Here is a 24,951-nt window from a genome sequence, read left to right on the forward strand (position 1 = left end):
ATCGGCCGCTCCTTCCAACTCAGGAGCCACCTTCAGAATCGATTTCTGCCCAATTCGCAATGCCTTACAGAGAACGCTCACATGCGATTCCCCTGCCCTAGAGGGGGAGGTCGCTTCGCATGCAGCGTAGCGAAATGCGAAGCGGGGTGGGGTGATCTCTCGGCACGGGCACTGTTCGTGGGGAGAGATCACCCCACCCGCTCGCGCTGCGCGCGGTCGACCCTCCCCCTCCAGGGGAGGGTAAGAAAAACTAGCCGCCGGCTTCGCCGAAACGAACGTCCTCGAGCAATGACGACGAGATGCTCGGGACCTGGTCGCCTTCGCTGGCGCGGGAGATGGCGACGCGGGTCTTGTTGAAGACGCTTTCGGCGCTGCTACCTTGCGCATTGAGGTTGTTGAGAAGCTCGCTGACGAGCACGCTGTGCTCGCCCTTGCCGTCGTCGACGACCTTGCCGGGCGAGGCCGAGGAGAGGATCAAGGCGTTGTCGGCCGCGCTGATCGGCGCGAGGCCGTGGCTGTAGGAACGGAAGCGGCGCTCGTAAGGGTTACGGCGAGAGGCGTCGACGACGACGAGCTTGGCCTTGGCGCCCTGCTCCTTCATCATCTCGAGCACGCCGTCGATGGAGACGCCATGGCGACGGACGTCGCTTTCCTTCCAGATCACGGCATCGATCGGCAGCATGTAGCTCTCGCGGCCGGCCTGCACGCCGTAGCCGCCGAAGAACAGCATGACGACGCTGTCGCGATTGATCCGGGACTTCAGGCGGTTGACGGCGCGGACCATGTCGTCCTTGGTTGCGTCTTCCACCATGTCGACGTCAAAGCCGTTCTTGCGCAGGGACGACGAGAGCGCGCGGGCGTCGTTGATCGACTGCGTCAGCGGCGCGTTGGCGTCAGGATAATGTCCATTGCCGATGACCAGCGCCAGATGCGTGGCCTGGCCGATCGAGCCCGTGATCTGGTCGGTCGAGACGGCTTTGGCGGCATCGATCGCCCGCATGTTGAGAGCAGCATGGGCGCCGATCACGAGCGACACCGTGCCGATGAGGGCGGCGGCGACGGCAATCGTGCGTCTGGAGAGGTCGAGCTGCCTTACATTCATCTCGGTTCGTTCCTGTGCCAAAGACCAGCCAAGCGCGCGCACACTGTTTGAGTAGCGCGATAGCGTCTTTAGGTTTGAGGGATCGGCCGGGGATGTGCCCCCGAATTGCGCGCAATTTGCGGCGCCGCACCAAACAAACCTTTAACCGCATATAGGCTCCCGGGCAATAGATTGCTCAAAATTCGAGCTAAGTCGCTGAAGATGTTAGTAATCCTCCGACCTGGATTTATCCATTTTTTGCTCCCCGTAGCCTTCCGGGGCGGCATCAGGCAGCCTTCGTCCCGGCTTTTTCTGTGACTCCCATCACATTTGTATTTCCTGCGAATCCGGGTAGCTTTTTCAACGACTTGCAGGGGGTGGCGCGCGGCTGGGAGCGTGCCGGCCGGCCCCCGGCCCATGCCCCGCGACCAGGTATTTCATGAGCTTTCAATATTTTGCCGGCGCCGCCTGCCGGGCGCTGACGGCGCGGAAGGACGGCCCCTCGCTTTACGAGGTGTGCGATCCCGTGCTGGCGGCTCAGGCCAGCGGCGATCCGCATCTGGCCAAATTCTACAAGACTGCGCTCGGCAATCCCGCGCTACGGATGCTGCTGCGACGGGCCGGACTGCCCGAGCTGCGCGACGAAGCGAGGCTGACGGCGCTGCGCCAAGCGCTCGCCCATGCCCGCGACGAGGCCGAGCCCGACTGGGCGGCCGTCGGCCAGCCCGTGGCCGATCTCGTCGACAGCATCGCGCTCGACCATCCCAGGCCGCCGCCGGCCATGTTCGTCGGCAAGGCGCCGCAACAATCGCAGATCGACGGCGTGATCCGCGACTGCGCACAGCACCTGCTCGGCTCGTACCGCAAGAACGGTTTCCTGCCGACCTACGCCGCCTTCAACCTGATCGGTGATCCCGATTGTCGCGGACGCGAGCTGATCATGGCGCTCACGGGCCTCAACGCGCGCGGCTACAAGAACTCCTCGCTGCTGTTCAACCTCGCCCGCGTCTTCATCGCGCGTTCGCCGGCGCGCGCCGTGGTCCATCCGCCCTGGCGAGGGGTTGCCGAGCCGATGTGGGAGCCGGTGCAGATCCGCCACCGCTCGGCCTATTACGATGCGTTCTTCATCGAGGCGCTGCTGAGCTATGTCGAGACCGGACTGGCCTCACCCGCCGACAAGGTCGCGGCAGAGCGCGCGATCGCCAATATGGTGGATTTCTGCATCAATATCAGCCGCGAGGAGGTCGAGGGCATCGACGGCGCGCGGTTCAATGTCATCACGGCGCTCGCGCCGGCACCGCATCCGCGCTTCTCCCGCTTCTTCGCCCAGATCAAGCAGGATCTCGGCTTCGGAATCTACGTGCCGGATTGCGACACCACGGCCTGCTCGATCTCGGCAGCGACGCAGGCCGGCTGCACCGATCCGATCATCGACCAGCCGCTCTTGGATTTCTACGCCGGCTACCAGGTCCGCGCCGGCGTCAACGCGCCGCGCGTGACGGTGCCGCTGAACGACCATATCGACTACGAGGGTGGCGTTGCGACCTGGATCGACAATCTCGCGGGCGAGCGTCCTTACGGCAACGATCTCGATCCGACGCTCAATCTCGACGTTCTCGAGGTCAGCTTCCGCAACCTGGCGCGCTGGAAGATTCTTGAGACGCCATCGCGGCTCGCCACCGTGCATCGCATCATCGGTTTTCAGAAGCGATTGGCGGCCAGCGGCGCTTTCGCCAATCCGCGCTCGCACGTTTATTATCTGCCGGAGCTCTACAGTGCCTATTTCGGCCGTTGTTACGCAGCGTTCCTGGCGCTGCCACTGGCGGCGCAGGCCGCGATCGATCCTCACGGCGATTTCGATTTCATCCGCCACCGCGTGCTGTCCTACGTCAAAGGCGAGTTGATGGCCGCCGAGATGAACGCGTTCGACGCCGCACTGGCGCTGATCGCGCTCGGCCATCTCGGCGCCGACCCGCGCGCCTTCGCGCCGGCGCTGAACGTGATCGTCGCGGGCCTCGGCGAAGGCGGACGCCGTGGCCCGTTCCGTGCCTATGAATGGAACAAGATGAAGACACCGACGCGAATTCTGGTCGGCGGGCCGGAGGTGACGTCGGCCTTCGTGCTGATGGGGCTGGCGGTGGCCCGGCGAGCGATGGTGGGGCGGGGGTGAGCTGGTCTCGTGCCCCGGACGCAGCGCAGCGCTTCTTCAGCGGTGCGCTGCAGAGCCGGGGCCCATGTCACCAAGAATTATGTCCGTGATTTTCTGGGTCCCGGCTCTGCGCAGCAGCGTTTCACGCTGCAGCGCGTCCGGGACACGAGAGTGGTGAGCCGCCACAATGACGGGAAGTTGAAAGCCCATCTGTTAGGCAGGCGCTGGCCGAGTGGCCCAAAGCTGACCACAATCGCGGGGTCTATCGAGATTTTCATCACACGCGGACCGGCATGTTGCGAAAAGTCCTGATTGCGCTGTTCTTGCTCGGCTTATCCTTGCCCTCGCTGGCGCAGGCCGCCGACATCACCGGCATGGCAAAAGTGCGCGCCGGCGATACGGTGGTGATCGGCAACACGCGGGTGCGGCTCGGCGGCATCGACGCCCCCGCGCTCGACCAGCTCTGCCTCAACACCAAGACCGAGCGCTGGACCTGCGGCGTCGCCGCACGTGACGAGCTCGCCAAACATACCGAGGGCAAGAGCTGGGTGTGCCACACCCGCGCCATCGACCGGCGCGGCCGCACCGTGGCGCGCTGCGAGGTCGGCGGCGAGGACATCCAGAAATGGCTGGTGCGCAGCGGCTGGGCGCTGGCCTACACCCGCATGTCCCATGATTACGACGCGGACGAAGCCGCTGCACGGGAGGCCAAGGCCGGGATGTGGCAGGGCGCCTTCATCGCGCCCTGGGACTGGCGCGTCCGCAACAAGAAGACGGCCATCCTGGGCGCCACCAAGCCGCCCGACGGCGCCCATGCGGTGCTGCTCGCCTCGGCCTCGGGACCGGTCGCGCCTTCGCCTGATTGCACCATCAAGGGCAACGTCAACAGCGCCGGCGAATGCATCTACCACCAGCCGAGCAGCCGCTGGTACACCCAGATCAGGATGAAGATCAGCAAGGGCACCCGCTGGTTCTGCTCGGTGGAAGAGGCGGAAGCCGCGGGCTGCCGCGAGACCAGGAGATAAGCGCTACAGCCCTGCGTTTAACGTGCTTTTCTATGGGCGCGCCGCCGCGTAAAAGTGTGATTCAGCGACCCACCAGCTTGTCCTCCAAAAACAAGGACCAACAGCAATGACCGTTCGCGCGGGCCGGGAATTTCTGGCCATCCCCGGGCCCACCACGATGCCCGACGAGGTGCTGCAGGCGATGCACCGTCCGGCGATCGACATCTACTCCAAACAGATGACCGACCTGACCGAGGGCCTGCTCAGTGACATCTCGAAGCTGTTTTCGACCGAGGGCAAGTCCTACATCTACATCGCCAACGGCCACGGCGCCTGGGAAGCGGCGCTCAGCAACGTGCTGTCGCGCGGCGACAAGGTGCTGGTGCTGGAGAGCGGGCGTTTTGCGATCGGCTGGGGCAATGCGGCGGCGCTGATGGGCGCCGAGGTCGAGGTGCTCAAGGGCGACTGGCGCCGCGCGGTGCGGCCGCACGAGGTCGAGGAGCGCCTGCGCCGCGACAAGGAGCACACCATCAAGGCGGTCGTCGTCGTCCAGGTCGACACGGCCTCTGGCGTGCAGAACGACATCGAGGCGATCGGCAAGGCGATCAAGGCCAGCGGGCATCCCGCGCTGTACATGGTCGACACTGTCGCCTCGCTCGGCTGCATGCCGTTCGAGATGGACAAATGGGGCATCGACGTCGCCATGTCCGGCTCGCAGAAGGGTCTGATGACGCCGCCGGGCCTTGGCTTCGTCGCCGCTAATTCGCGTGCGCGCGAGGTGCACAAAACAGCCAACATGGCGACGCCCTATTGGAGCTGGAGCGAGCGCGAGGGCACCGAGCACTATCGCAAATATGCCGGCACCGCGCCGGTGCATCTGCTGTTCGCGCTGCGCCAGGCGATCGATCTCCTGCACGAGGAAGGACTGGAGAACGCGTTCCGCCGCCACAGCCTGCTCGGCGAAGCCGCGCGCCGCGCGGTCAACGTATGGTCGGAAGGCCAGGTGCTCGGCTTCAACGTGGCGGAAGCCAGCGAGCGCTCCAACACCGTGACCACGGTGACCATGAGCAACGGCCATGATCCGGCCGTGCTGCAACGCTATTGCAAGGAGAAGTGCGGCGTCGTGCTCGGCACCGGCATCGGCGATCTCTCGGGGCAAGCCTTCCGCATCGCCCATATGGGCCATGTGAATGCGCCGATGCTGCTCGGCACGTTGGGTGTGATCGAGATCGGGCTCAATGCGCTGAAGATCCCGCACGGCAAGGGCGGGCTGGAAGCGGCCGTCGCGTATCTCGGCGAGGAAGTGGCGGTGTAGGCGCGCTTTGTCCTTCTCCCCTTGTGGGAGAAGGTGCCGCGCGTAGCGCCGGATGAGGGGTTGTCTCCGCGAGCAGTACCGGCAGACGGACTCGAGGGTAAAAACCCCTTACCCGTCTCGCCGCGACGCGGCGTGAGCCATCCTCGCCCACAAGGGGAGAGGGGAAGATCAGCGCTCGACGCGATACGCCTCGACCTGCGCTTTCAGCTCATCCAGCGATGCAGTCGGCTTGCTGGGATCAACCACGTACTCCCCACTCGCCAGCCACTTCAGCACCTTCGCATCAATCACCGGCGAATGGTGGATGACGTCGCTGTAATTGCGGAGATCGTGCGTCACCTCCTTGATCGCGCGGAAATCGTGCAGGCGCACGTTGGGAAGCTGCGTCAGGACTTGCGCATTGCGTGCGGTGAGATCGGTGACGATCTTCAGCGTCTCGGGGGATGCATCGCGCATCGCGACGAATTGCAGGATCGAATAGGGCGGGAAGTAGATGTCGAAGGTCACGTCCGGATGGCGCGTGATCAGGCCGACCGCATCGCACTCGAAATGCCGCACCATGGCATCGTAACCATAGCCTTCACCGAGGAAACGGCTGCGCGCGGGAGCGGTGATGTAGGCGAAGGCGGCAAGCGTCCGCTGCGCATTGTAGCCGCTCGCGACGTCAAAATCCCGCGGCAGCGCGTAGATGTCATCGACGTCGGACAGCGCAAACCTAAGGGGGAGATAGGGCGCCGCCCGGGTCAGCGGCTCTCGCAATGGCGGGACCGATCGCAGCAATGCGAACCCGGATTCCTTCACCATCGCAGCGCTGAAAAGATAAGACCCGATCCCCCTGGCCGTCCTGCGATAGAGATCGACGGACAGATAGGGATCGGCCTCGATGTCGGCGGCATCGATAAAGATGAAGTCGTCCATCGCCCAGATCACCCGCTTTGCGCCGCGCTCGATGGCCTGTTCCAGCACAAAAGCCTGCTGGCGCGAATTGGAGCCGGTCATCGCCAGCTTGAGCGAACGGACGCCGAGCGCACGATCGATCTCGCTCTGGCGGAAATGGATCGCGAGTGAGGTGCCCATGAAGGCGGTGTCGAACGACTGGCTGCGGATCAGCCCGGCATTCTGCACGCGCGTGTCCTCGGAATAGAAGGCTGCGACGAGGTACGAAGGGCGGAACAGTTGCAGGGGATCGACGACGTAGTTGAGTGCCGCCGCGCCCAGAACGCACGCAATGCTCGCGAGCAGAAGACGCCTTAGGTGTGTGAACGGCGTGCGCATCAGAACCGGAAATAGATGAATTCGCTGTGGCTCTGGATACCCAGAATGCCGAACGCGAGCACCAGCGATGCCCCATAGAGCACCAGCGGCCGCATCCGCCCTGCCCGCAAGTGCTCGCCGACCCTGCGGCTGGCGTGATCGTATCCCATGATGCCTTGCGTGTTCGGCGCCAGCCACACCAGTGCGGCGTAAATCGTGACCTGCACCAGCGCTGCGATCTCCTCGCGGCCGAAGACGATGTTCGAGAGATCAGCCATCGCGTGGAGCACCCGCAACGCCCAGGCAACGCTCTCGGCGCGGAAGAACACCCAGGCGACGACGACGGCGAGGAAGGTCAGCACTGCGCCAGCGATGCGGACCGGCCTCGCAAGAAGCGATGGAACGTCCGGCACCAGCGCGTTGAAGGCATGATTGATGCAGAGATAGGCGCCGTGCAGCGCACCCCACACCACGAACGTCCAGGCCGCGCCGTGCCAGAGCCCACCGAGCAGCATCGTGAGCATCAGATTGACGTAGCGCAGCATACGGCCCCTGCGATTGCCGCCAAGCGGGATGTAGAGATAGTCGCGCAAGAACTGCGACAGCGTCATGTGCCAGCGCCGCCAGAACTCGACGATGCTGACGGCCTTGTAGGGCGAGTTGAAGTTCACCGGCAGGAAGATGCCGAACATCAGCGAAATCCCGATCGCCATGTCGGAATAGCCGGAGAAGTCGAAATAAAGCTGGAGCGTGTAGGCGAGCGCACCACACCAGGCCTGGTCAAAGCTCGGCGAGCGCGTCTCGAAGGCGAGCGCAACCAGTGGCTGGATGCCGTCGGCAAGACACGTCTTCTTGAACAGGCCGATGGCGAAGATGATGACCCCGCACAGGATCAGATGCGCATCCGGAAGCTTGCTCTCCTTCCGTTCGAATTGCGGGATCATGTCCTTGTGATGGAGAATCGGTCCTGCGATCAGATGCGGGAAATAGGTCACGAACAGCGCGTAGTGCGGCAGCGCATAGGCCGCGACCTGCCCGCGATAAGCGTCCACCAGGAACGCAATCTGGGTGAACGTGTAGAAGGAGATGCCGACCGGCAGCAGGATGTGGACCGCGAAATGCGTGCCGACCAGAGCATTGATGTTCTCGGTGACGAAGCCGGCATATTTGAAGATGCCGAGCACGAGGAGATCGCCGATGACACCAAGAGCGAGCGCCGCCTTTCGGTGCGGCGACGTGAGCTTCGCCACGATGAGGAGATGGCCGACGCCATAGTTGAAGGCGATCGAGATCAGCAACAGGGCCAGGAATTGCCAGCTGCCGATGGCGTAAAAAGCGAGCGAGGCCGCCGCCAGCCAGATCACCGGCGCCAGATTGCTGCGCCGCCCGAGCCAGAAGTAGCCAGCCAACACGGGCGGCAGGAACAGCAGGATGAACGGATAGGAATTGAACAGCATCAGGCTGCACCGGCGGCGGGGATATGGGCCGTAAAGCATACCAGGGCGAGGTCAACAACCCGGTGAGCTGGCACGGTCCTTGCCGCTAGCTGCGCTAGCAATTCGCGGTCCCGTCGCCATATGATGCGCGACCTGCCGCCGCCCATGGCCGTCATTGCCGGGCTTGACCCGGCAATCCATCACTCCGAACTTCGTTCTTGATGGATGCGTGGGTCAAGCCCGCGCATGACGATCTGGGTTCCGACGAGACATGAACGAGGATCGAGTGACACAGGCCAAAACACCTTCCCAGCCGCCCGTCGCCCCGCGCCGGCCGCATTCCTTCACGCGGCACGGCATCACCGTGACCGACGACTATGCCTGGCTGAAGGACGAGAAGTGGCAGGAGGTTTTGCGCGATCCCAGCGTGCTCGATCCCGACATCCGCAAATATCTGGATGAGGAGAACGTCTACACCGAGAGCCTGCTTGGCCACACCGCCACTCTCCAGAAGACGCTGGTGCGCGAGATGCGGGGGCGGATCAAGGAGGACGATTCCAGCGTGCCCTCGCCCGACGGTCCCTTCGCCTATTTCCGCCGGTTTCGCGAGGGCGGGCAGCACGAGCTGTTCGGCCGCATGCCGCGCGACGGCGGCGAAGGTCAGATCGTGCTCGACGGCGACGCACTCGCCAAGGACCACAAATACTTCAAATTCGGCGGCAGCCGGCACTCGCACGACCACAAGCTCCAGGCCTGGAGCGCCGACACCAAGGGCTCCGAATATTTTTCGATCCGCGTGCGTGATTGGGCTACGGCTAAGGACCTTGACGATATCGTCGAGGAGACCGACGGCGGCATCGTCTGGAGCAAAGATTGCAAGAGCTTCTTCTATGTGAAGCTCGACGACAATCATCGGCCGATGCAGGTGTGGCGGCACAGGCTCGGCACCAAGCAGGCCGACGACACACTCGTCTATGAGGAGCAGGATGCCGGCTGGTTCACCCACCTGCACGAGAGCACCAGCGGCCGCTTCTGCGTGATCGCCGGCGGCGACCACGAGACCTCCGAGCAACGGCTGATCGACCTCGCAAATCCCGAGGCGCCGCCGCGCCTGGTCGCAGCGCGCGAAGAGAGCGTGCAATATTCGCTGGCCGATCGCGGCGACGAGCTCTTCATTCTCACCAATGCCGACGACGCCATCGACTTCAAGATCGTCACGGCGCCGCTCGGCGCGCCCGAGCGCAAGACCTGGCGCGACCTGATCCCGTATCGTCCCGGCATCTACATCATCGACCTCGATCTCTATGCCGGACATCTGGTACGGCTCGAGCGCGCCAATGCGCTGCCGGCGATCGTGATCCGCGATCTCGCCTCGAACGAGGAGCACGCCATCGCCTTCGACGAAGCCGCCTATTCGCTGGACACGATGGGCTCCTACGAATTCGAGACGACAAATCTGCGTTTCGCCTATTCGTCGATGACGACGCCGTCGGAGGTCTATGATTACGACATGGTCAAGCGCACCCGCACCTTGCGCAAGCGTCAGGAGATTCCGTCCGGCCATGATGCCGCCGACTACGTCACTACGCGCATCATGGCGAAGGCGCATGACGGCGCCGAGGTGCCGGTGTCGATCCTGCATCGTCGTGGGTTCACGCTGGACGGCTCGGCGCCGCTGCTGCTCTATGGTTACGGCTCCTACGGCATGGCGATGCCGGCCTCTTTCAGCGCCAACCGGCTGTCGCTGGTCGACCGCGGCTTCGTCTATGCCATCGCCCATATCCGCGGCGGCGCCGACAAGGGCTGGGGCTGGTATCTCGACGGCAAGCGCGAGAAGAAGACGAATTCGTTCGACGATTTTGCCGCCAGCGCCCGGGCGCTGATTGATGCGAAATACACCAGCGCCAAACGCATTATCGGCCATGGTGGCTCGGCTGGCGGCATGCTGATGGGCGCGGTTGCCAATCGCGCCGGCGAACTGTTCGCCGGCATCGTTGCCGAAGTGCCGTTCGTCGACGTGCTCAACACCATGCTCGACGACACGCTGCCGCTGACGCCGCCGGAATGGCCGGAATGGGGCAACCCGATCGAAAGCGAGAAGGATTTTCGCACCATCCTGTCCTACTCGCCTTATGACAATATCGCGGCGAAGGACTATCCGGCGATCCTGGCGATGGGCGGATTGACCGATCCGCGCGTCACTTATTGGGAGCCTGCGAAATGGATCGCGCGCCTGCGCGCGACCATGACCGGCGGCGGCCCGGTGTTGCTGCGTACCAACATGGGGGCCGGCCATGGCGGCGCCTCGGGCCGCTTCGACCGGCTCGATGAAGTCGCGATCGTCTACGCATTCGCACTGTGGGCGGCGGGGATGGCGGAAGCGTGATCTTCTGCCTCTCCCCCTTTCCGGCAACCATATGGCGTTTAGCGCGACCTGAGCGCGCGCCTCGTCCTTCGAGGCGCCCGCTTCGCGGTCTCCTCAGGATGAGGCTAGGCAGCGTTGGTACTCGTTGAACTGCCGCCGCACACTCGCTTCCTCATCCTGAGGGCCCGCCAACGGCGGGCGTCTCGAAGGATGGCCACAGACGAAATCGCTCCTATGTGCCATTGCCAGCGCAACGGGAACAAGCGAAGAAATTAGCGCCCGTTCTTCGTCCGCCACTCCGCGAAATCAGTCAGCGTCTGCGGGTCGGTCGCGGGGTAAAGACCAAAAATACTGCGGCCTTTGCCGACTTCCTCAGTGACGAAGTCCTCGAATGCCGTCATCTCAAACGTCTCGTTGGCGATCTCGTCGGCGAGATGCGCGGGGATGACGATGACACCGTCGGAATCGCCGAGAATGACGTCGCCGGGGAACACCGGCGCATCGCCGCAGCCGATCGGCACGTTGATCTCGATTGCCTGATGCAGTGTCAGATTGGTCGGCGCCGAGGGGCGGTGATGAAACGCGGGGAAGCCGAGTTTCGCGATCTCGGCGGAATCGCGAAAGCCGCCATCGGTGACGACACCGGCGACGCCGCGCTTCATCAAGCGAGTCACCAGGATCGCTCCTGCCGAAGCCGCGCGCGCGTCCTTGCGGCTGTCCATCACCAGCACCGCCCCGGGCGGACAATCCTCGACCGCCTTGCGTTGCGGATGGGAGCGGTCCTTGAAGACGTCGATGGTGTTGAGATCCTCGCGCGCCGGCATGTAGCGCAGCGTGAAGGCCTCGCCAACCATGGTCGGCTGGTCGGGACTGAGGGGATGCACATCCTGGATCATCTGGATGCGCAGGCCGCGTTTGAACAGCGCGGTGGCGACCGTGGCGGTGGAGACGGATTTGAGCTTATTGCGGGTGGCTTCGGAAAGTTTGGTCATGGCGTGCTTTCTCTCGTTCGTCATTCCGGGGCGCGAAGCGAGCCCGGAATCTCGAGGTTCCGGGTTCGATGCTTCGCATCGCCCTGGAACGACGGTGAAACTAGAAAATCGAAGGCTCGCCGACCGGCGCGCCGAAATCTGTCTCGAGGAAGTCGAAGTCGCAGCCGTCATTGGCCTGCTTGATGTGTTTTGTGAACATCCAGCCATAGCCGCGCTCGAAGCGGGGCTCGGGCTGTTTCCAGGCGGCGCGGCGCTTTTCCAGCTCGGCTTCGGAGACATCGAGATTGATGGTGCGCGCGGCAACGTCGAGCGTGATGCGATCGCCGTTCCGGACCAGCGCCAGCGGGCCGCCGATATAGGACTCAGGCGAAACGTGCAGGATGCAGGCGCCATAGCTGGTGCCGCTCATGCGTGCATCCGAGATGCGCACCATGTCGCGCACGCCCTGCTTCACGAGTTTTGTCGGGATCGGCAGCATGCCCCATTCCGGCATGCCCGGTCCGCCCTGCGGCCCGGCATTGCGCAAGATCAGGATGTGATCCTCGGTGACGTCGAGATTGGGATCGTCGACCGCCTTCTTCATCGCGGGATAATCGTCAAACACCAGCGCAGGTCCGGTGTGCTTGAGGAAGCGCGGCGCGCAGGCGGAGGGCTTGATGACGCAGCCGTCGGGCGCGAGATTGCCCTTGAGCACGGCGAGCGCGCCTTCCTTGTAGATGGGATTGTCGACCGAGCGGATCACATCGGCATTGTGGACCTCGGCGCCCTCGATGTTCTCGCCCAGCGTCTTGCCGGTGACCGTAACGCAGTCGAGATGCAGATGCGGCTTGATCTGGCCCATCAGCGCCGGCAGGCCGCCGGCATAGAAGAAATCCTCCATCAGGTACGTATCGCCGCTCGGCCGCACGTTAGCGATCACAGGTACCTTGCGGCTCGCGATCTCGAAATCGTCAAGGCTGATGTCTTGGCCGGCGCGGCGGGCCTGAGCGATCAGATGGATGATGGCATTGGTCGAGCACCCCATCGCCATCGCGACCGCAAGCGCGTTCTCGAACGCCTGGCGTGTCTGGATCGTCTTCGGCGTCAGATCCTCCCACACCATCTCGACGATGCGGCGGCCGCATTCGGAGGCCATGCGGATGTGGTTGGCATCGGCGGCCGGAATCGAGGACGCGCCGGGCAGCGTCATGCCGATCGCTTCCGCGATCGCCGTCATGGTCGAGGCCGTGCCCATGGTCATGCATGTGCCGTAGCTGCGGGCAATGCCGGCCTCGATGTCGAGCCAGTCCTTGTCGGAGATTTTTCCGGCGCGGCGCTCGTCCCAATATTTCCAGCCGTCTGAGCCCGAGCCGAGCGTCTTGCCCTTCCAATTTCCGCGCAGCATGGGACCGGCCGGCAGATAGATCGCCGGGATGTTCATCGAGGTTGCCCCTAGCAGCAGCGCCGGCGTCGTCTTGTCGCAGCCGCCCATCAGCACCACGCCGTCGACGGGATGGCTGCGCAGCAATTCCTCGGCGTCCATCGCCAGCAGATTGCGGTAGAGCATGGTGGTGGGCTTGAGCAGCGATTCCGACAGCGACAGTGCCGGCAGCTCCAGCGGCAGGCCGCCGGCCATCAGGATGCCGCGCTTGACGTCGTCGACGCGCGACTTGAAGTGCATGTGGCAGGGCTGCGCATCCGACCAGGTATTGAGGATCGCGATGATCGGCCGGTCCTTCCACTCTTCCGGCGCGTAGCCCATCTGCATGGTGCGAGAGCGGTGGCCGAACGAGCGGAGATCGTCGGGCGCGAACCAGCGCGCGCTGCGGAGCTGGTCGGGCGTTTTCTTGTTGTTCTTGGTCATGATTGGGTGCCCCATTTCTGGACGGTGTTCCGCTCGATGGCGCGGAAGATCAGGTTCTCGACAAAGAGCCCGATGATGATCACGGTCAAGAGGCCTGCGAAGACGGCAGGAATGTCGAGCAGATTGCGGTTCTCGAAGATGAACCAGCCGAGGCCGCCCTGGCCCGAGGACACGCCGAACACCAGCTCGGCCGCGATCAGCGTGCGCCAGGCAAACGCCCAGCCGATCTTGAGGCCGGTGAGGATCGAGCCGAAGGCCGCGGGTATGAGGATCTTGGCGACGTAAGGCAGACCGCGCAGGCCGTAATTGCGGCCGACCATGCGCAGCGTGTTGGACACGCTCTTGAAGCCGGAATGGGTGTTGAGCGCGACCGGCCACAGCACCGAATGGATCAGCACGAAGACGAGACTGCCGTTGCCGAGGCCGAACCAGATCAGCGCCAGTGGCAGCAGCGCGATTGCCGGCAACGGGTTGAACATCGCCGTCACGGTCTCGAGGAAGTCGGTGCCGATGCGGGTGGAGATGGCGAGCACGGTGAAGATCGCCGCCAGCACGATGCCGGCCGAGTAGCCCATGAACAGCACCTTCAGCGAGGTCCAGGCCCGCATCGGAATGGTGCCGTCCTTGACGCGCTCGAACAGCGTGACGAAGGCGTCGTGCAACGTCGGAAACAGCAGGGGATTGTCGAGGGTGACGCCGTAGGCCTCCCAGACCGCCGCGAGGAACAGGATAATAACGGTCTTGCGGACGAAACCGTCGTTCCACAGCAGCTCAGGCACGCTGAGCTTGCGCTCGACGTCGCCGGCGCCGGTAGATGCGGCAGCCGAAGCGTCGCGCAGCAGGATTCTCGCTTCACCCATCAGAGACTCCCTCAATGCGCCACGGCTTCGGAGGCGAACAGGAGATCGTGGATCTCCTTCTCGAGCCGGCCGGCGCTGCCGTCGCCATTGGAGACCTTGTCGACATCGACCACCTCGGCCTTGACGCGGCCGGGATGCGGCGACAGCAAGAGGATGCGGTTACCGATGCGGATCGCCTCCGCGATCGAGTGGGTCACGAACAGCACGGTGAACTTGGTTTCGCTCCAGAGCTGGAGCAGCTCGTCTTGGCAGGTCCGGCGCGTCAGCGCGTCGAGCGCGGCGAACGGCTCGTCCATCAGCAGGATGTCCGGCTCCATCGCCATGCCGCGCGCGATCGCGACGCGCTGTTTCATGCCGCCGGAGAGCGTGTGCGGATAGGCATCGACAACGCGGGTGAGGCCGACCTTTTCGATATAGGCTTGCGCTTTCGCCTCGGCGTCCTTGCGCGACAGCTTTCTCGCAGTGAGCAGCGGGAACATCACATTGGCGAGCACGGTCTTCCAGGGCAGGAGCTGGTCGAACTCCTGGAAGATCATCATGCGGTCGGCGCCGGGACCAACGATCTCGCGGCCGTTGATGGTCATGCGGCCTTCGCCCGGAATCATGTAGCCGCCGACGGCCTTGAGCAGGGTCGACTTGCCGCAGCCGGAGGGACCGAGCAACACGAAGCGATCGGACCGATCGACGGTGAAGCTCACTTTTTCCGTGGCGGTGACGACGGCACTGGAGGTCTTGTAGCGCAGCGTCACGCCGCTGACGTCGAGCAGTGCCATCAGTTGCCCTTCAGATCGTGGGCGACGGGAAGATAGTAATCCGTCCAGGCCTTGGGCTGATTCTTCAGCGTTCCGGTCTTGTAGAGATGGGCGGCGAATTTCATCGTGCCCTGCGGCTCGAGATTCCACTCCATCATGCCGGGCTCCTTCAGGAGATCGAGCAGCTCTTCCACCGATGTCTTGTCGCCGGTGATCTCCTTGTAGATCTCGACCGCCTGCTTGGTATCGCTGCGGATCAGATCCTGCGCTTCCTTGGTGGCGTCGCGCACGGCCTGGATGATTTTTGGATTGGCGTCGGCAAACTTCGTCGTGGTGAAGAATTGGGCCTGGCTGAGCGGGCCGCCCATCACGTCGGGCGACGACAGCACCACATGCGTACCCGGCACGTTCTTCAGCTCCAGGAAGGTGAAGGGCGGGATCGAGAAGTGGTTGTGCACCTCATGCTTGGGGTTGGACAGCGCCGCATAGGCGTCGGGGTGACCGAGCTGCACGGTGCTGGCATCCAACTTCGACCATTGGTCGGCACCAAAAGCCTCGGCGGCCGCGATCTGAAGCACGATCGCCTGGGTCGAAACCTTCACGGTCGGCACCGCGATCTTGTCGCCCGGGCCGAAATCCTTGATCGACTTAATGTTGGCGTCGCGGCTGATCAGCGTCATCGGCTGCGCGGAGGTGGCGACGATGCCCTTCACGCCGCTGCGGGTGCGATCCCACAGCAGCAGCAGATTGCCGGTGCCGGTGTTGAGGATGTCGACGCCGCCGGCGAGCAGCGCGTCGGTCTGCGCCCCGCCGCCGGAGAAGGTGATCCATTTGGTGGTGACACCGGATACGCCGAGGGAAGCCGCGTGCTTCTCGATCAGCTTCAGCTTCTCCATGATGTGGCTCGGCATGTAGAAGATGCCGGGCTGACGCGACAGCGCGATTTCGGACTTCTGCTGAGCCTTGGCCGGCGAGCCCGCCAGGGTGATCGCGGCGATCAGGGCGATGGCTGCAAACCCACTCTGCAATTGCTTCATCATTGTTCTTCGTTTCCTCCGGCCGCCATTGACGTGCGATGCCATTGCCATTGATGCACTAATGCATTAGTGCATCAATGGCAAGCCCGCCGGAGCCGTCGCCATGGAATCAACCCATCCCGCACCCCGTGCCGCCGCCCGCTCCGGCGCGCGGCTCGACCGGGCCCGGCAGGCCGCGCCGCAGGTGTTCGAGCGGCTGCGCAACGCGATTCTCGCGCTCGAGCTGCCGCCAGGCGCGCCGCTGTCGCGCACCGATCTCGCAGCGCAATTCGGCGTCAGCTCGACGCCGATCCGCGACGCCCTAATGCGGCTGGAGGAAGAAGGGCTCGTCGACGTGTTTCCGCAGCACGCGACCGTGGTCAGCCGGGTCGATGTCGGTCGCGCCGAGCAGGCGCATTTCCTGCGCCAGGCGCTGGAGCTCGAAATCGTCCGTCTGCTCGCGGAAAGGCATGACGCGGCTCTCGTCATCCGCCTCGACCACGCGATCGCGCTGCAGCAGCAATTCGCCAAGGCCGGCGACTTCGAGAGCTTCATTGCCGGCGACAATGATTTTCACGCGCAGCTCTATGCGGCCGCCGGCAAGCAGGAGCTCTGGACGCTGGTGCGCAGCCGCAGCGGACATATCGATCGACTGCGACGGCTGCATTTGCCCTCGCCTGGCAAGGCCCAGAACATCGTCCGTCACCACAGACTGATCACGCGCGCGATCGAGGCTGGAGACGCCGAGGCCGCGCAACAGCATTTGCGCATGCATCTGTCGGGCACGCTGAGCGAGCTGGACAAGATTCGAAGCCGCTATCCCGAGTATCTGACCGACTAGGAGTCCCGGGCCCCTTATGCACGAGAGCATGCATATAGTTGGCGGGATCGGTTGGCCTCGAACGGAATGGTGTCGCTCGCGAAGCGCTTGCAGGCTGGGCAGAATCCGCGCAACAATTTCGTGTTTGATGATTTGATTTGGGCCGCTGGGAATGTTCCATCCGGTCCGGAGGATTTCAGACGTGGCCAACATCCTGATCGTGGATGACGACGCGGCCGTGCAGATCACGATCCGGCTGCTCCTGGAGAGGGCCGGTCATCACGTCACCGTCGCCGGCGATGGCCGCAAGGGACTAGCGCTGTTCGAGGCTAGCCGGTTCGACCTGTTGTTTCTCGACATTTTCATGCCCGGCATGGACGGGCTGGAAACGATGCGCCACATCCGGGTGCTGGCACCGGCCATCCCGATCATCGTCATTTCCGGCCGTTCGGCCGCGCCGGACGCCTATGCGGAGCCGGATTTCCTGAAGATGGCAACCAAGCTCGGCGCAGAGGCAAGCCTGCAAAAGCCGTTCCGACCAGGCGCGCTGCTCGCGGCGGTCGATGGTTGCCTAGGCACGGCACAGGCGGCATCGCTGGGGAATCCGGATGTCAGCACCGGCCAGCGATGACAAGGAGCTTCATTCCGTTACAGGCCGGAACAGGCGCGGCCATTCGGGAAGCGGTGTGAATATCCCCATGACGCTCGCAACGCGGCTTGCCATCGCGATGATCCTGCTGGTGGCGGTGACCGTGGCCGCAGTCGGATGGTTGGGCTATCGCAACACCACCCAAGCCGTCATTCCGCGGGTGCTGGAACGCGTCGAAGCCCAGTCACGGCTGCTGGCAACCAATCTCGAATCCTACGTTGCCGGCGCGCGCGGCGACCTGCTCGGCTACCGCTCGGCCGCAGCCATCAACGGCCTGATCCGCGCTCGCATTGGTGGAGGCATCGACCCATCCGACGGAGTTTCGGAACAAACCTGGCGCGAGCGCATCGCCGCGCGGCTCGCCGCCGAGATCGACGCCAAGCCCAGCTACGGCCAGTTTCGCATCATCGGTCTGGACGACGACCAGCGCGAGCTGGTCCGCGTCGATCGCTCCGGCCCGAATGGAAAGGCGCGGATCGTCCCCAGCGACGAATTGGAGCGCAAGGGCGAACGAACCTACTTCCAGGAGACGATTCGACTGGCGGCGGGTGAAATCTATGTTTCCCCGATCAATCTCGCCACGCGCCAGGGGGGAACCACCGCCTCCCACGTTCCGACGTTGCGCGTCGCCACACCCCTGTTCACGTCGGACGGCAGGCCGTTCGGCATCATCATTGCCAATATCGACATGCGTCCGGCCCTCGAGCGCGTCCGAGCGACGGCTGCCTCAGGAGGAGAGATCTACGTCGTGAATTCGCGCGGCGACTATCTCGTCCATCCCGATCGCACGCGGGAATTCGGCGCATTGCATGATCGTCCCAACGACTGGCGCAAGGATTTTCCATATTTTGCAGCCTTGGCCGGGACGCTGGAAGGATCCACGCGGCTCATGACCGACGGATCGGGCCGCCCGAGCGGGGCTGCCATCGCGCCGGCGCTGCTCGTGGGCAAGGAATGGGTTGCGATCATCGAGACGATTCCCCCGCCGGTGTTCGGCCTCGTGCCGGCAGCCATTCAAAGAACGTCCTTGCTCGTCGGCGGGCTTGCCGTGCTCGCTGCAGCTTTACTCGCGGTGCTCCTGGCGCGCTCGCTGACGCGCCCGATCGGGCGCCTGACCGCGGCCGTGGAAGCCATCGGCGACGGGCGTCCCGCGGACATACCGGTCGATGCCAGCGGCGAGACCGGCGTGCTGGCACGGGCCTTTGCCCAGATGGTTGAGGAGACCCGGGCGAAAACGGCCGCGCTCCAACGCGAGATCGAGGAGCATCGCCGCACCGAGGCAGCCCGAAGCCATCATGCGGCGCGCGAGCGCTTGTTCAGCGCCGCAGTGGAATCATCCGACGATGCGATCGTGATGCAGACGCTCGATGCGATCATCACGGGCTGGAATCCGGCTGCCGAACGCCTCTACGGCTATTCGGCGGACGAGGCGATCGGGAAATCCACCGCGATCATCGTACCTGCCGATCGCCGCGAGCAGGGCAAGCTCTATTTGCAGCGGATCGCCCGGGGCGAACCAATAGAACGGTTCGAGACGGTGCGCTTGCGCAAGGACGGCACTCCGGTCGAGATCTCGCTCAGCCTCTCGCCGATCAGGGGACCGTCGGGCGAGATCGTCGGTGCCTCCGGATCTGCGCGCAGCCTCACCGAGGCGCGGCGGGCCGAACGGGCGCTGCAGCAGCAGCTCGAGGAGCGGCGGCAGATCTTCGAGACGTCGCAGGACCTGATCATGGTGATGGACGCGCACGGCCACATCGCGCAGATCAGCCCGAGCAGCGAGGCCATTCTCGGCTACCCGCCGGAGGAGATGATCGGCCGCAACGGCGCCGACTTCGTTCATCCCGACCATCTGGAGCAGTCTCGCCAGAACATGCGCGTGATGCGGCGCGGTGAGCGGCCGAAGCTCGCTGATACGCGCTGCTTCCACAAGAACGGACACGAGGTCTGGCTGTCCTGGCTCGGCAACTGGTCCGAGCAGGCGCAGCGCTTCTTCTTCGTCGGACGCGACATGACGGAGGCGCGGCTCGCGCAGGAATCGCTGCGCGAGAGCGAACGTCTCGCCCGCAACATCGTCGAGACCTCGCTCGATGCGTTCGTGCAGACCGACGAGACCGGCAGCATCCTGAACTGGAATTCGCAAGCCGAACGGCTGTTCGGCTGGCGCCGCGACGAGGTGCTCGGCAAGAACACGATCGATCTGATCGTCGCCGAAAGCGAACGCGAAAGGGTCTGGACCGGCCTGAAGCACTTCCTGGAAAACGAGGGCGACAGGACGTTGAATCGGCGCCGCGAGCTAATGTGCCGCCGCCGCGACGGCAAGGAGTTCAGGGCCGAGCTCAGCGTCACCGCGCTGAAGCGCCGCGAGGGCCTGCTGTTCAACGTCTTCTACCGCGACCTCACCGACAAGATCGCCGCCGAGGAGCGCATCCGTCATGCCGAGAAGATGGAGGCCGTAGGCCAGCTTACCGGCGGCGTGGCGCACGACTTCAACAACATCCTCACCGTCATCACCGGAACCATCGAGATCCTGGCGGAGGCGGTCGAGAAGGAGCCGCAACTCGCGGCCATCACCAAGATGATCGACGAGGCGGCCGCGCGCGGCGCCGATCTGACCCAGCACCTGCTCGCCTTCGCGCGCAAGCAGCCGCTCCAGCCGCGCGAGGTCGACATCAACTCGCTGATCGTGGACACCGCGAAACTGCTGCGCCCGACGCTGGGCGAGCAGATCCAGATCGAATCGGCATTCGAGGACGAGAGCTGCGTCGCGATCGTCGATCCCAACCAACTCACCACTGCCATCCTCAACCTCGCGCTCAATGCCCGCGATGCCATGCCAGGCGGCGGCAAGCTGATCCTGGAGACGGGCGCCGCCTATCTCGACGAGGTCTATGCCAGCGCCAACGACGTACCGCCGGGGCACTACGCGCTGATTGCCGTGAGCGACACCGGCACCGGAATCCCTGCGAACTTGCTGCCCAGGGTGTTCGATCCCTTCTTCACCTCGAAGGGCCCGGGCAAGGGCACCGGACTCGGACTCTCAATGGTTTACGGCTTCATCAAGCAGTCCGCTGGGCACATCAAGATCTACAGCGAGGAAGGCCACGGCACCACGATCAAGATGTACCTGCCGCCGGGCAAGACACCGACGGCGGTCGGCGAGGGTGTGACGGCGGCGCCAATCGAGGGCGGGCACGAGACCATCCTTGTGGTCGAGGACGACCGGCTGGTCCGTGACTACGTATTGGCTCAGCTGCATTCGCTGGGATACGTCACCTTGCAGGCCGCGAACGCGGCCGAGGCGCTCGCGATCGTCGCCGCAGGCAAGCCGTTCGACCTCCTGTTCACCGACGTCATCATGCCCGGCAAGATGAACGGACGTCAGCTCGCCGACGAGCTCCAGAAGACCCGCCCCGATCTCAGGGTAGTCTACACGTCCGGCTATACCGAGAATGCGATCATCCATCATGGCCGGCTGGATGCGGGCGTGCTGCTGCTGGCCAAGCCTTATCGCAAGTCCGATCTGGCGCGGATCATCCGAAAGGCATTGAGCGAGTGAGGCATGTTCGCGTGTCCCGGACAAGTGCGCAACGTAGAACGCTGCGCCGCACAGTCGGAACCCAGAACTTCTTGCGATCAGTTGAAAAGATGGACACCGGCTCGGCAGCGCATCACTGCGTGACGCGCTGGGTCCGGGGCACGAAAGAGAGATCTCGTCCTACGACGCGCGCTGGGCTGCGGTCATCACGATGCGGATCAGGTCGGCGGCATTGCGCGCGCCGAGTTTCTTCATGATGTTGGCGCGGTGGTCCTCGATGGTACGCGGGCTGATGCCGAGCGTACGGCCGGCTTCCTTGTTGGATGCACCGGAGGCGAACTGCTCGAGCACCTCGCGCTCCCTGCGCGTCAACGGCTCGCGTCCGGGGAAATGCAGCGAACCGAATTTCGGCGACGCGTTCTCCGCCTGCCGTCGTGCATAGGCGCCGATCGCCTCGTCGAGTCGGCCGACAATCTCGCTGCCGCGGAATGGCTTCTCGATGAAGTCGAGCGCACCGCTCTTGATCGCGCCCACCGCCATCGCGATGTCGCCCTGCCCGGAGATCATGAAGATCGGCGCCGGATAGTCCTCGCCGTGCAATTCCTTGAGAATGTCGAGGCCCGACTTTCCGGGAATATGCACGTCGAGCAGGATCGCAGCCGGTGTGCGGTTTCGCGCGACGGAGAGCAGCGCTGCGCCGTCCGCAAAACAGATCACCTCATAGCCCGCCGCCTTCAACACCATCGACAAGGTGTCGCGAACGGCAGGGTCGTCGTCGACCACGAAGATTTCACCGCGAGAGCTTTGTTCGGCCATGTGCCACATCCGGTTGGCATGAAGGACTCGCGTCCGCGCCAACCGTTATGGCGTTCGGCGCGGATTCGGCCCACCCGTATTTGTACGGGACACGGACTTAACGCACAAGTAGCGGCATGGCGCCTAATTGCAGGGGACGGAGAATATCCATGCTAAATTTGGCCGATACGCCGCCGTTGGTCGCAACGCCCGAAGTCGAGAGCCGTGAGCTGATTGCGGCTGACCTTCGCTTGCTGATCGCGCAGATCGAGACCAGCATGCGCCGGATCGCCGCAGCCATGGATCAAGAACACGGCGATGATCCGGAAAGTTCCGCGGACGTCTTCATCCTCGACGACGTCACGCCCCCATACGCCACCGCGAGCGCCGCCCTCGGCGCCTGCCGGGCGGGGCTTCGCCACGCCCTGCAATGCCTATCGGAATCCAGCGACGCGTAGCATCGCGATCAGCGCGGCGGCGCAGCAGCCGCATCCGATCGCATGGCAGCTCCGCAGCTAAAGCGCGACGAGATCAGGATCAATCGTCATCGCGCTTTAGGTTGTTGTTTGAGCATGATCTTTTCGGAAAACCGCTTCGCACTTTGCGCTAACGCGGCCCTTCGGGTCCGGATCATGCTTCAGGCGCGGTGCCGTTCCACGATCGCCTCGGTGGCGACACCACCCCAAGTGTGGATTGCGGGCAAGCCCATCGCGGTCTTGCTGAGATTAGCCAGGCTGATGCGCAGGGCCGCGAGATCCAGCGGCTTCGGCAGGCTCTGGAGCTCGATCCCGACGGAACGGGCGAAGCTGCGGGCGGCACTGCGGCGCTTGCCGTCCATACCGCTGATCACGATCACAGCGCCGGCGAATTTCGCCTCTTTCATCTCGCGCAGCACGTCGATTCCGTCGCCATCTTCCAGCACGAGATCGAGCGTCACGCAGTCGAAGCGCGCGGCGCGGAGCTTCTTGATCGCTTCCGCCACCGACGGCGCCACGGTGACTTCGTGGCCGGCCTGCTTGGCGGCGACCGTGATCAGGCTGCGCTGCGTGGCGTCGTCATCGACCACCAGGAGCTGAAGCGCACGCCGCTCGGCGACGTCGGGCAGGTTTGACGGGATCGGAGAGAGAGAGCTTCTGGGCATTGCCGTATCCTGAGATTGAGACCAGCAATGGCTACACGGCTCGCGCTTAGACGACGTAAAGCTGCTTCGGCAAATTGGTTCGGATGTTTCAGCAAATGTAAAGCAACGTGGCGGAAAGCGCGGCGGCAGCCACGCCCTGATCAGGCCGCGGCGTCATGGCCGCCGGCCGCGCCGCGCTTCTTCCGGTTCTTGCCACGCAGGAACTGGATGTCCATCTCGGCGCCGTTGACGCGCACCAGCTCGCAGCGGCGGTAGGCGAGGCCAGTTGACGACAGCAGCAGGAAGAACTCTTTCAAGTTCAGCCCCTGGATCGAGCCTTCCACCGTGAGGATGGCGTCGGTATCGGAGATCGCGTTGAGCTTGCAGTCGCGCCGCCAGGTACCGTCGATCGCCATGATGCAGACGTCATAGCCACGGCTGAACGTCACGCGCTCCGCACCTTTTCCATCCTCGGCCATGCTTAGCGTCCTGCCATCACCGCGAGGCGGGGGGCCGCGCCGGCCAGAGCCGGCTTGGCTGCCGCCGTGCGCGGATCGTTCGGCTTGTAGAGGCCGCGCCGTTCCGCAATCGGCCTGAACGTGTCGGTCAGTCCGACCACGGTCTCGGCTGCACCCAGCACCAGGAAGCCATCGGGCTCGATCTGGCGCGCCAGACGGTTGAAGATGTTGATCTTGGTGTCCTGGTCGAAATAGATCAGCACGTTGCGGCAGAAGATTACGTCGAAGGTGCCGAGCTGGGCAAAATCGTGCAGCAAGTTGAGCTGCCGATGCTGGATCATCGCCCGCAATTCGGGATTGATCTGCCAGGTCTCGCCGGTCTGCTTGAAATATTTGACCAGCATCTGGATCGGCAGGCCACGCTGCACCTCGAACTGGCTGTAGACCCCGGCCTTGGCCTTTTCCAGCACCTCCTGCGACAGATCCGTCGCGATGATCTCGATGCGCCAGCCGGCGAGGGCCGCGCCCATCTCCTTGAGGCACATCGCCAGCGAATAGGGCTCCTGCCCGGTCGAGCCGGCGGCGCACCAGATGCGCACGCTGCGGCGGCCGGCGCGCGCCTTGATGACCTCGGGCATGATCGTGTCGCGGAAATGATCGAACGGCACCTTGTCGCGAAAGAAGAAGGTCTCGTTGGTGGTCATGGCTTGGACCACGTCGGTGATCAGCGGGCGCGAGCCGGCTTGCAGCTTCTGCACAAGCTCGGCGATGCCGGAGAACCCGGCCTTGCGGGCGAGCGGCAGCAGGCGGCTTTCGATCAGATATTGCTTGTCTGCGGATAGGTCGAGACCGGAATTATCCTTTAGGAACTTGCGCAGATACTCATACTCGGTCGGCGTCACTGATGGCCTCTTCGAAACTGTACACGGGACACTCTGGCCAAAACACGCGGGCCAGACATACTCAGACCATGGCTTGCCCGACCGGGATCAAACCAACTTCAGCGAATTTATCGGCGATAATGTCCTTGTCGAAGGGCTTCATGATGTACTCGTTGGCGCCGCCGCTGAGCGCCTGGGCGATATGAGCCACGTTGTTCTCGGTGGTGCAGAACACCACCTTGGGCTGGTCGCCGCCGGGCAGGCGACGCATGTGGCCCATGAACTCGAAGCCGTCCATCACAGGCATGTTCCAGTCGAGCAGCACCGCATCGGGCAGCTTGCGCTGGCAGATTTCGAGCGCCTTCGACCCGTCCTCGGCCTCGGTGACCTCGAACTCGAGACCTTCCAGGATCCGGCGCGCGATCTTGCGCACGACACTGGAATCATCGACCACCAAACACGTCTTCATTTCGGTTCTCCGGCTTCGATGTTTCGGTTGGCTCACGCAGCCATTTGCACTTTGGTTTCGAGCTCGAGGACGCGATCGACGTCGAGGACGACCATGAGCTGGCCGTCGAGGCGGTGGACGCCGCCGGCGAGCTTGGCCATGCGGGGGTCGAGGTTGA

Annotated in this window: 21 protein-coding genes and 1 pseudogene; 8 read left to right on the plus strand and 14 right to left on the minus strand. The window is 64.0% G+C overall.

Features of this window, described 5'->3' with window-relative positions; translation table 11 throughout:
• Positions 1 to 250 precede the first annotated feature (250 nt).
• Positions 251 to 1,102, minus strand: a complete 852-nt coding sequence (locus IVB01_RS21890; RefSeq protein WP_247279738.1) for a caspase family protein — start codon at positions 1,100 to 1,102, stop codon at positions 251 to 253.
• A gap of 418 nt (positions 1,103 to 1,520) precedes the next feature.
• On the opposite strand from IVB01_RS21890, the gene IVB01_RS21895 reads away from it, so the two are divergent.
• The 3 genes from IVB01_RS21895 (at position 1,521) to IVB01_RS21905 (ending at position 5,549) form a co-directional block, all read left to right on the plus strand.
• Positions 1,521 to 3,251 carry a hypothetical protein gene (locus IVB01_RS21895; protein ID WP_247279739.1) on the plus strand — a complete coding sequence of 577 codons (1,731 nt, stop codon included), beginning with the start codon at positions 1,521 to 1,523 and terminating at the stop codon, positions 3,249 to 3,251.
• Positions 3,252 to 3,523: 272 nt separating this feature from the next.
• A complete protein-coding gene (locus IVB01_RS21900) occupies positions 3,524 to 4,255 on the plus strand; it encodes a thermonuclease family protein (protein WP_247279740.1) in 732 nt (243 codons plus the stop codon).
• 106 nt (positions 4,256 to 4,361) lie between these two features.
• The gene (locus tag IVB01_RS21905; protein WP_247279741.1) at positions 4,362 to 5,549 is read left to right on the plus strand and encodes an aminotransferase class V-fold PLP-dependent enzyme; all 1,188 of its coding nucleotides are present in this window, start codon (positions 4,362 to 4,364) and stop codon (positions 5,547 to 5,549) included.
• Between the two features lie 168 nt (positions 5,550 to 5,717).
• On the opposite strand, the gene IVB01_RS21910 is transcribed toward IVB01_RS21905, so the two are convergent.
• Both IVB01_RS21910 and IVB01_RS21915 read right to left on the minus strand, forming a co-directional pair.
• The gene (locus tag IVB01_RS21910) at positions 5,718 to 6,824 is read right to left on the minus strand and encodes a hypothetical protein (RefSeq protein ID WP_247416799.1); all 1,107 of its coding nucleotides are present in this window, start codon (positions 6,822 to 6,824) and stop codon (positions 5,718 to 5,720) included.
• Entirely contained in the window at positions 6,824 to 8,260 is a 1,437-nt protein-coding gene (locus IVB01_RS21915) for an MBOAT family O-acyltransferase (RefSeq protein ID WP_247279743.1), read from the minus strand. The genes IVB01_RS21910 and IVB01_RS21915 overlap by 1 nt, the downstream gene beginning before the upstream one ends.
• Positions 8,261 to 8,525: 265 nt before the next feature.
• On the opposite strand from IVB01_RS21915, the gene IVB01_RS21920 reads away from it, so the two are divergent.
• Positions 8,526 to 10,625 (plus strand): S9 family peptidase, encoded by a 2,100-nt coding sequence (locus tag IVB01_RS21920; protein WP_247279744.1) that lies wholly within the window; start codon positions 8,526 to 8,528, stop codon positions 10,623 to 10,625.
• Positions 10,626 to 10,876: 251 nt separating this feature from the next.
• On the opposite strand, the gene IVB01_RS21925 is transcribed toward IVB01_RS21920, so the two are convergent.
• The 5 genes from IVB01_RS21925 to IVB01_RS21945 all read right to left on the minus strand — a co-directional run bounded on the left by IVB01_RS21925 (position 10,877) and on the right by IVB01_RS21945 (position 16,091).
• Complete coding sequence (locus IVB01_RS21925; RefSeq protein ID WP_247279745.1) at positions 10,877 to 11,596, minus strand: ribonuclease activity regulator RraA; 720 nt, start codon at positions 11,594 to 11,596, stop codon at positions 10,877 to 10,879.
• Between the two features lie 100 nt (positions 11,597 to 11,696).
• Positions 11,697 to 13,439, minus strand: coding sequence for an L-arabinonate dehydratase (araD, locus tag IVB01_RS21930; protein WP_247279746.1), 1,743 nt, complete (start codon positions 13,437 to 13,439; stop codon positions 11,697 to 11,699).
• Entirely contained in the window at positions 13,436 to 14,299 is an 864-nt protein-coding gene (locus IVB01_RS21935) for an ABC transporter permease (RefSeq protein ID WP_247279747.1), read from the minus strand. The genes araD and IVB01_RS21935 overlap by 4 nt, the downstream gene beginning before the upstream one ends.
• Positions 14,300 to 14,310: 11 nt before the next feature.
• On the minus strand, positions 14,311 to 15,072 hold the full coding sequence (locus IVB01_RS21940; protein ID WP_247279748.1) for an ABC transporter ATP-binding protein: 762 nt from the start codon (positions 15,070 to 15,072) through the stop codon (positions 14,311 to 14,313).
• Positions 15,072 to 16,091, minus strand: coding sequence for an ABC transporter substrate-binding protein (locus tag IVB01_RS21945; protein WP_247279749.1), 1,020 nt, complete (start codon positions 16,089 to 16,091; stop codon positions 15,072 to 15,074). Before IVB01_RS21945 ends, IVB01_RS21940 begins: the two co-directional genes overlap by 1 nt.
• A 100-nt stretch (positions 16,092 to 16,191) precedes the next feature.
• Between IVB01_RS21945 and IVB01_RS21950 the strand changes: the two genes are divergently transcribed.
• The 3 genes from IVB01_RS21950 (at position 16,192) to IVB01_RS21960 (ending at position 21,092) form a co-directional block, all read left to right on the plus strand.
• Entirely contained in the window at positions 16,192 to 16,908 is a 717-nt protein-coding gene (locus tag IVB01_RS21950; RefSeq protein ID WP_247279750.1) for a GntR family transcriptional regulator, read from the plus strand.
• Positions 16,909 to 17,089: 181 nt separating this feature from the next.
• A complete protein-coding gene (locus tag IVB01_RS21955) occupies positions 17,090 to 17,518 on the plus strand; it encodes a response regulator (RefSeq protein WP_247279751.1) in 429 nt (142 codons plus the stop codon).
• Positions 17,496 to 21,092 (plus strand): PAS domain S-box protein, encoded by a 3,597-nt coding sequence (locus IVB01_RS21960; RefSeq protein ID WP_247279752.1) that lies wholly within the window; start codon positions 17,496 to 17,498, stop codon positions 21,090 to 21,092. The genes IVB01_RS21955 and IVB01_RS21960 overlap by 23 nt, the downstream gene beginning before the upstream one ends.
• Positions 21,093 to 21,251: 159 nt before the next feature.
• Here the strand turns inward: IVB01_RS21960 and IVB01_RS21965 are convergent, their stop codons facing one another.
• A complete protein-coding gene (locus IVB01_RS21965; RefSeq protein WP_091897867.1) occupies positions 21,252 to 21,887 on the minus strand; it encodes a response regulator in 636 nt (211 codons plus the stop codon).
• A 149-nt stretch (positions 21,888 to 22,036) separates the two neighbouring features.
• Between IVB01_RS21965 and IVB01_RS21970 the strand changes: the two genes are divergently transcribed.
• Positions 22,037 to 22,324, plus strand: coding sequence for a hypothetical protein (locus IVB01_RS21970; protein ID WP_247279753.1), 288 nt, complete (start codon positions 22,037 to 22,039; stop codon positions 22,322 to 22,324).
• A 179-nt stretch (positions 22,325 to 22,503) separates the two neighbouring features.
• Here IVB01_RS21970 and IVB01_RS21975 read toward each other — a convergent pair whose 3' ends face one another.
• The 5 genes and pseudogenes from IVB01_RS21975 to IVB01_RS21995 all read right to left on the minus strand — a co-directional run.
• Positions 22,504 to 23,007 carry a response regulator gene (locus IVB01_RS21975; protein ID WP_247279754.1) on the minus strand — a complete coding sequence of 168 codons (504 nt, stop codon included), beginning with the start codon at positions 23,005 to 23,007 and terminating at the stop codon, positions 22,504 to 22,506.
• A 140-nt stretch (positions 23,008 to 23,147) separates the two neighbouring features.
• A complete protein-coding gene (locus IVB01_RS21980) occupies positions 23,148 to 23,465 on the minus strand; it encodes a hypothetical protein (protein WP_011083221.1) in 318 nt (105 codons plus the stop codon).
• A gap of 2 nt (positions 23,466 to 23,467) precedes the next feature.
• Positions 23,468 to 24,346: a protein-glutamate O-methyltransferase CheR gene (locus IVB01_RS21985; RefSeq protein ID WP_247279755.1), complete on the minus strand. Its 879-nt coding sequence runs from the start codon at positions 24,344 to 24,346 to the stop codon at positions 23,468 to 23,470.
• Positions 24,347 to 24,407: 61 nt separating this feature from the next.
• A complete protein-coding gene (locus IVB01_RS21990) occupies positions 24,408 to 24,794 on the minus strand; it encodes a response regulator (protein ID WP_027577509.1) in 387 nt (128 codons plus the stop codon).
• Positions 24,795 to 24,826: 32 nt separating this feature from the next.
• A pseudogene (locus tag IVB01_RS21995) lies at positions 24,827 to 24,951 on the minus strand (chemotaxis protein CheW); the annotation flags it as partial.

The organism is Bradyrhizobium sp. 164 (assembly GCF_023073715.1).
Taxonomy (GTDB): Bacteria; Pseudomonadota; Alphaproteobacteria; order Rhizobiales; family Xanthobacteraceae; genus Bradyrhizobium.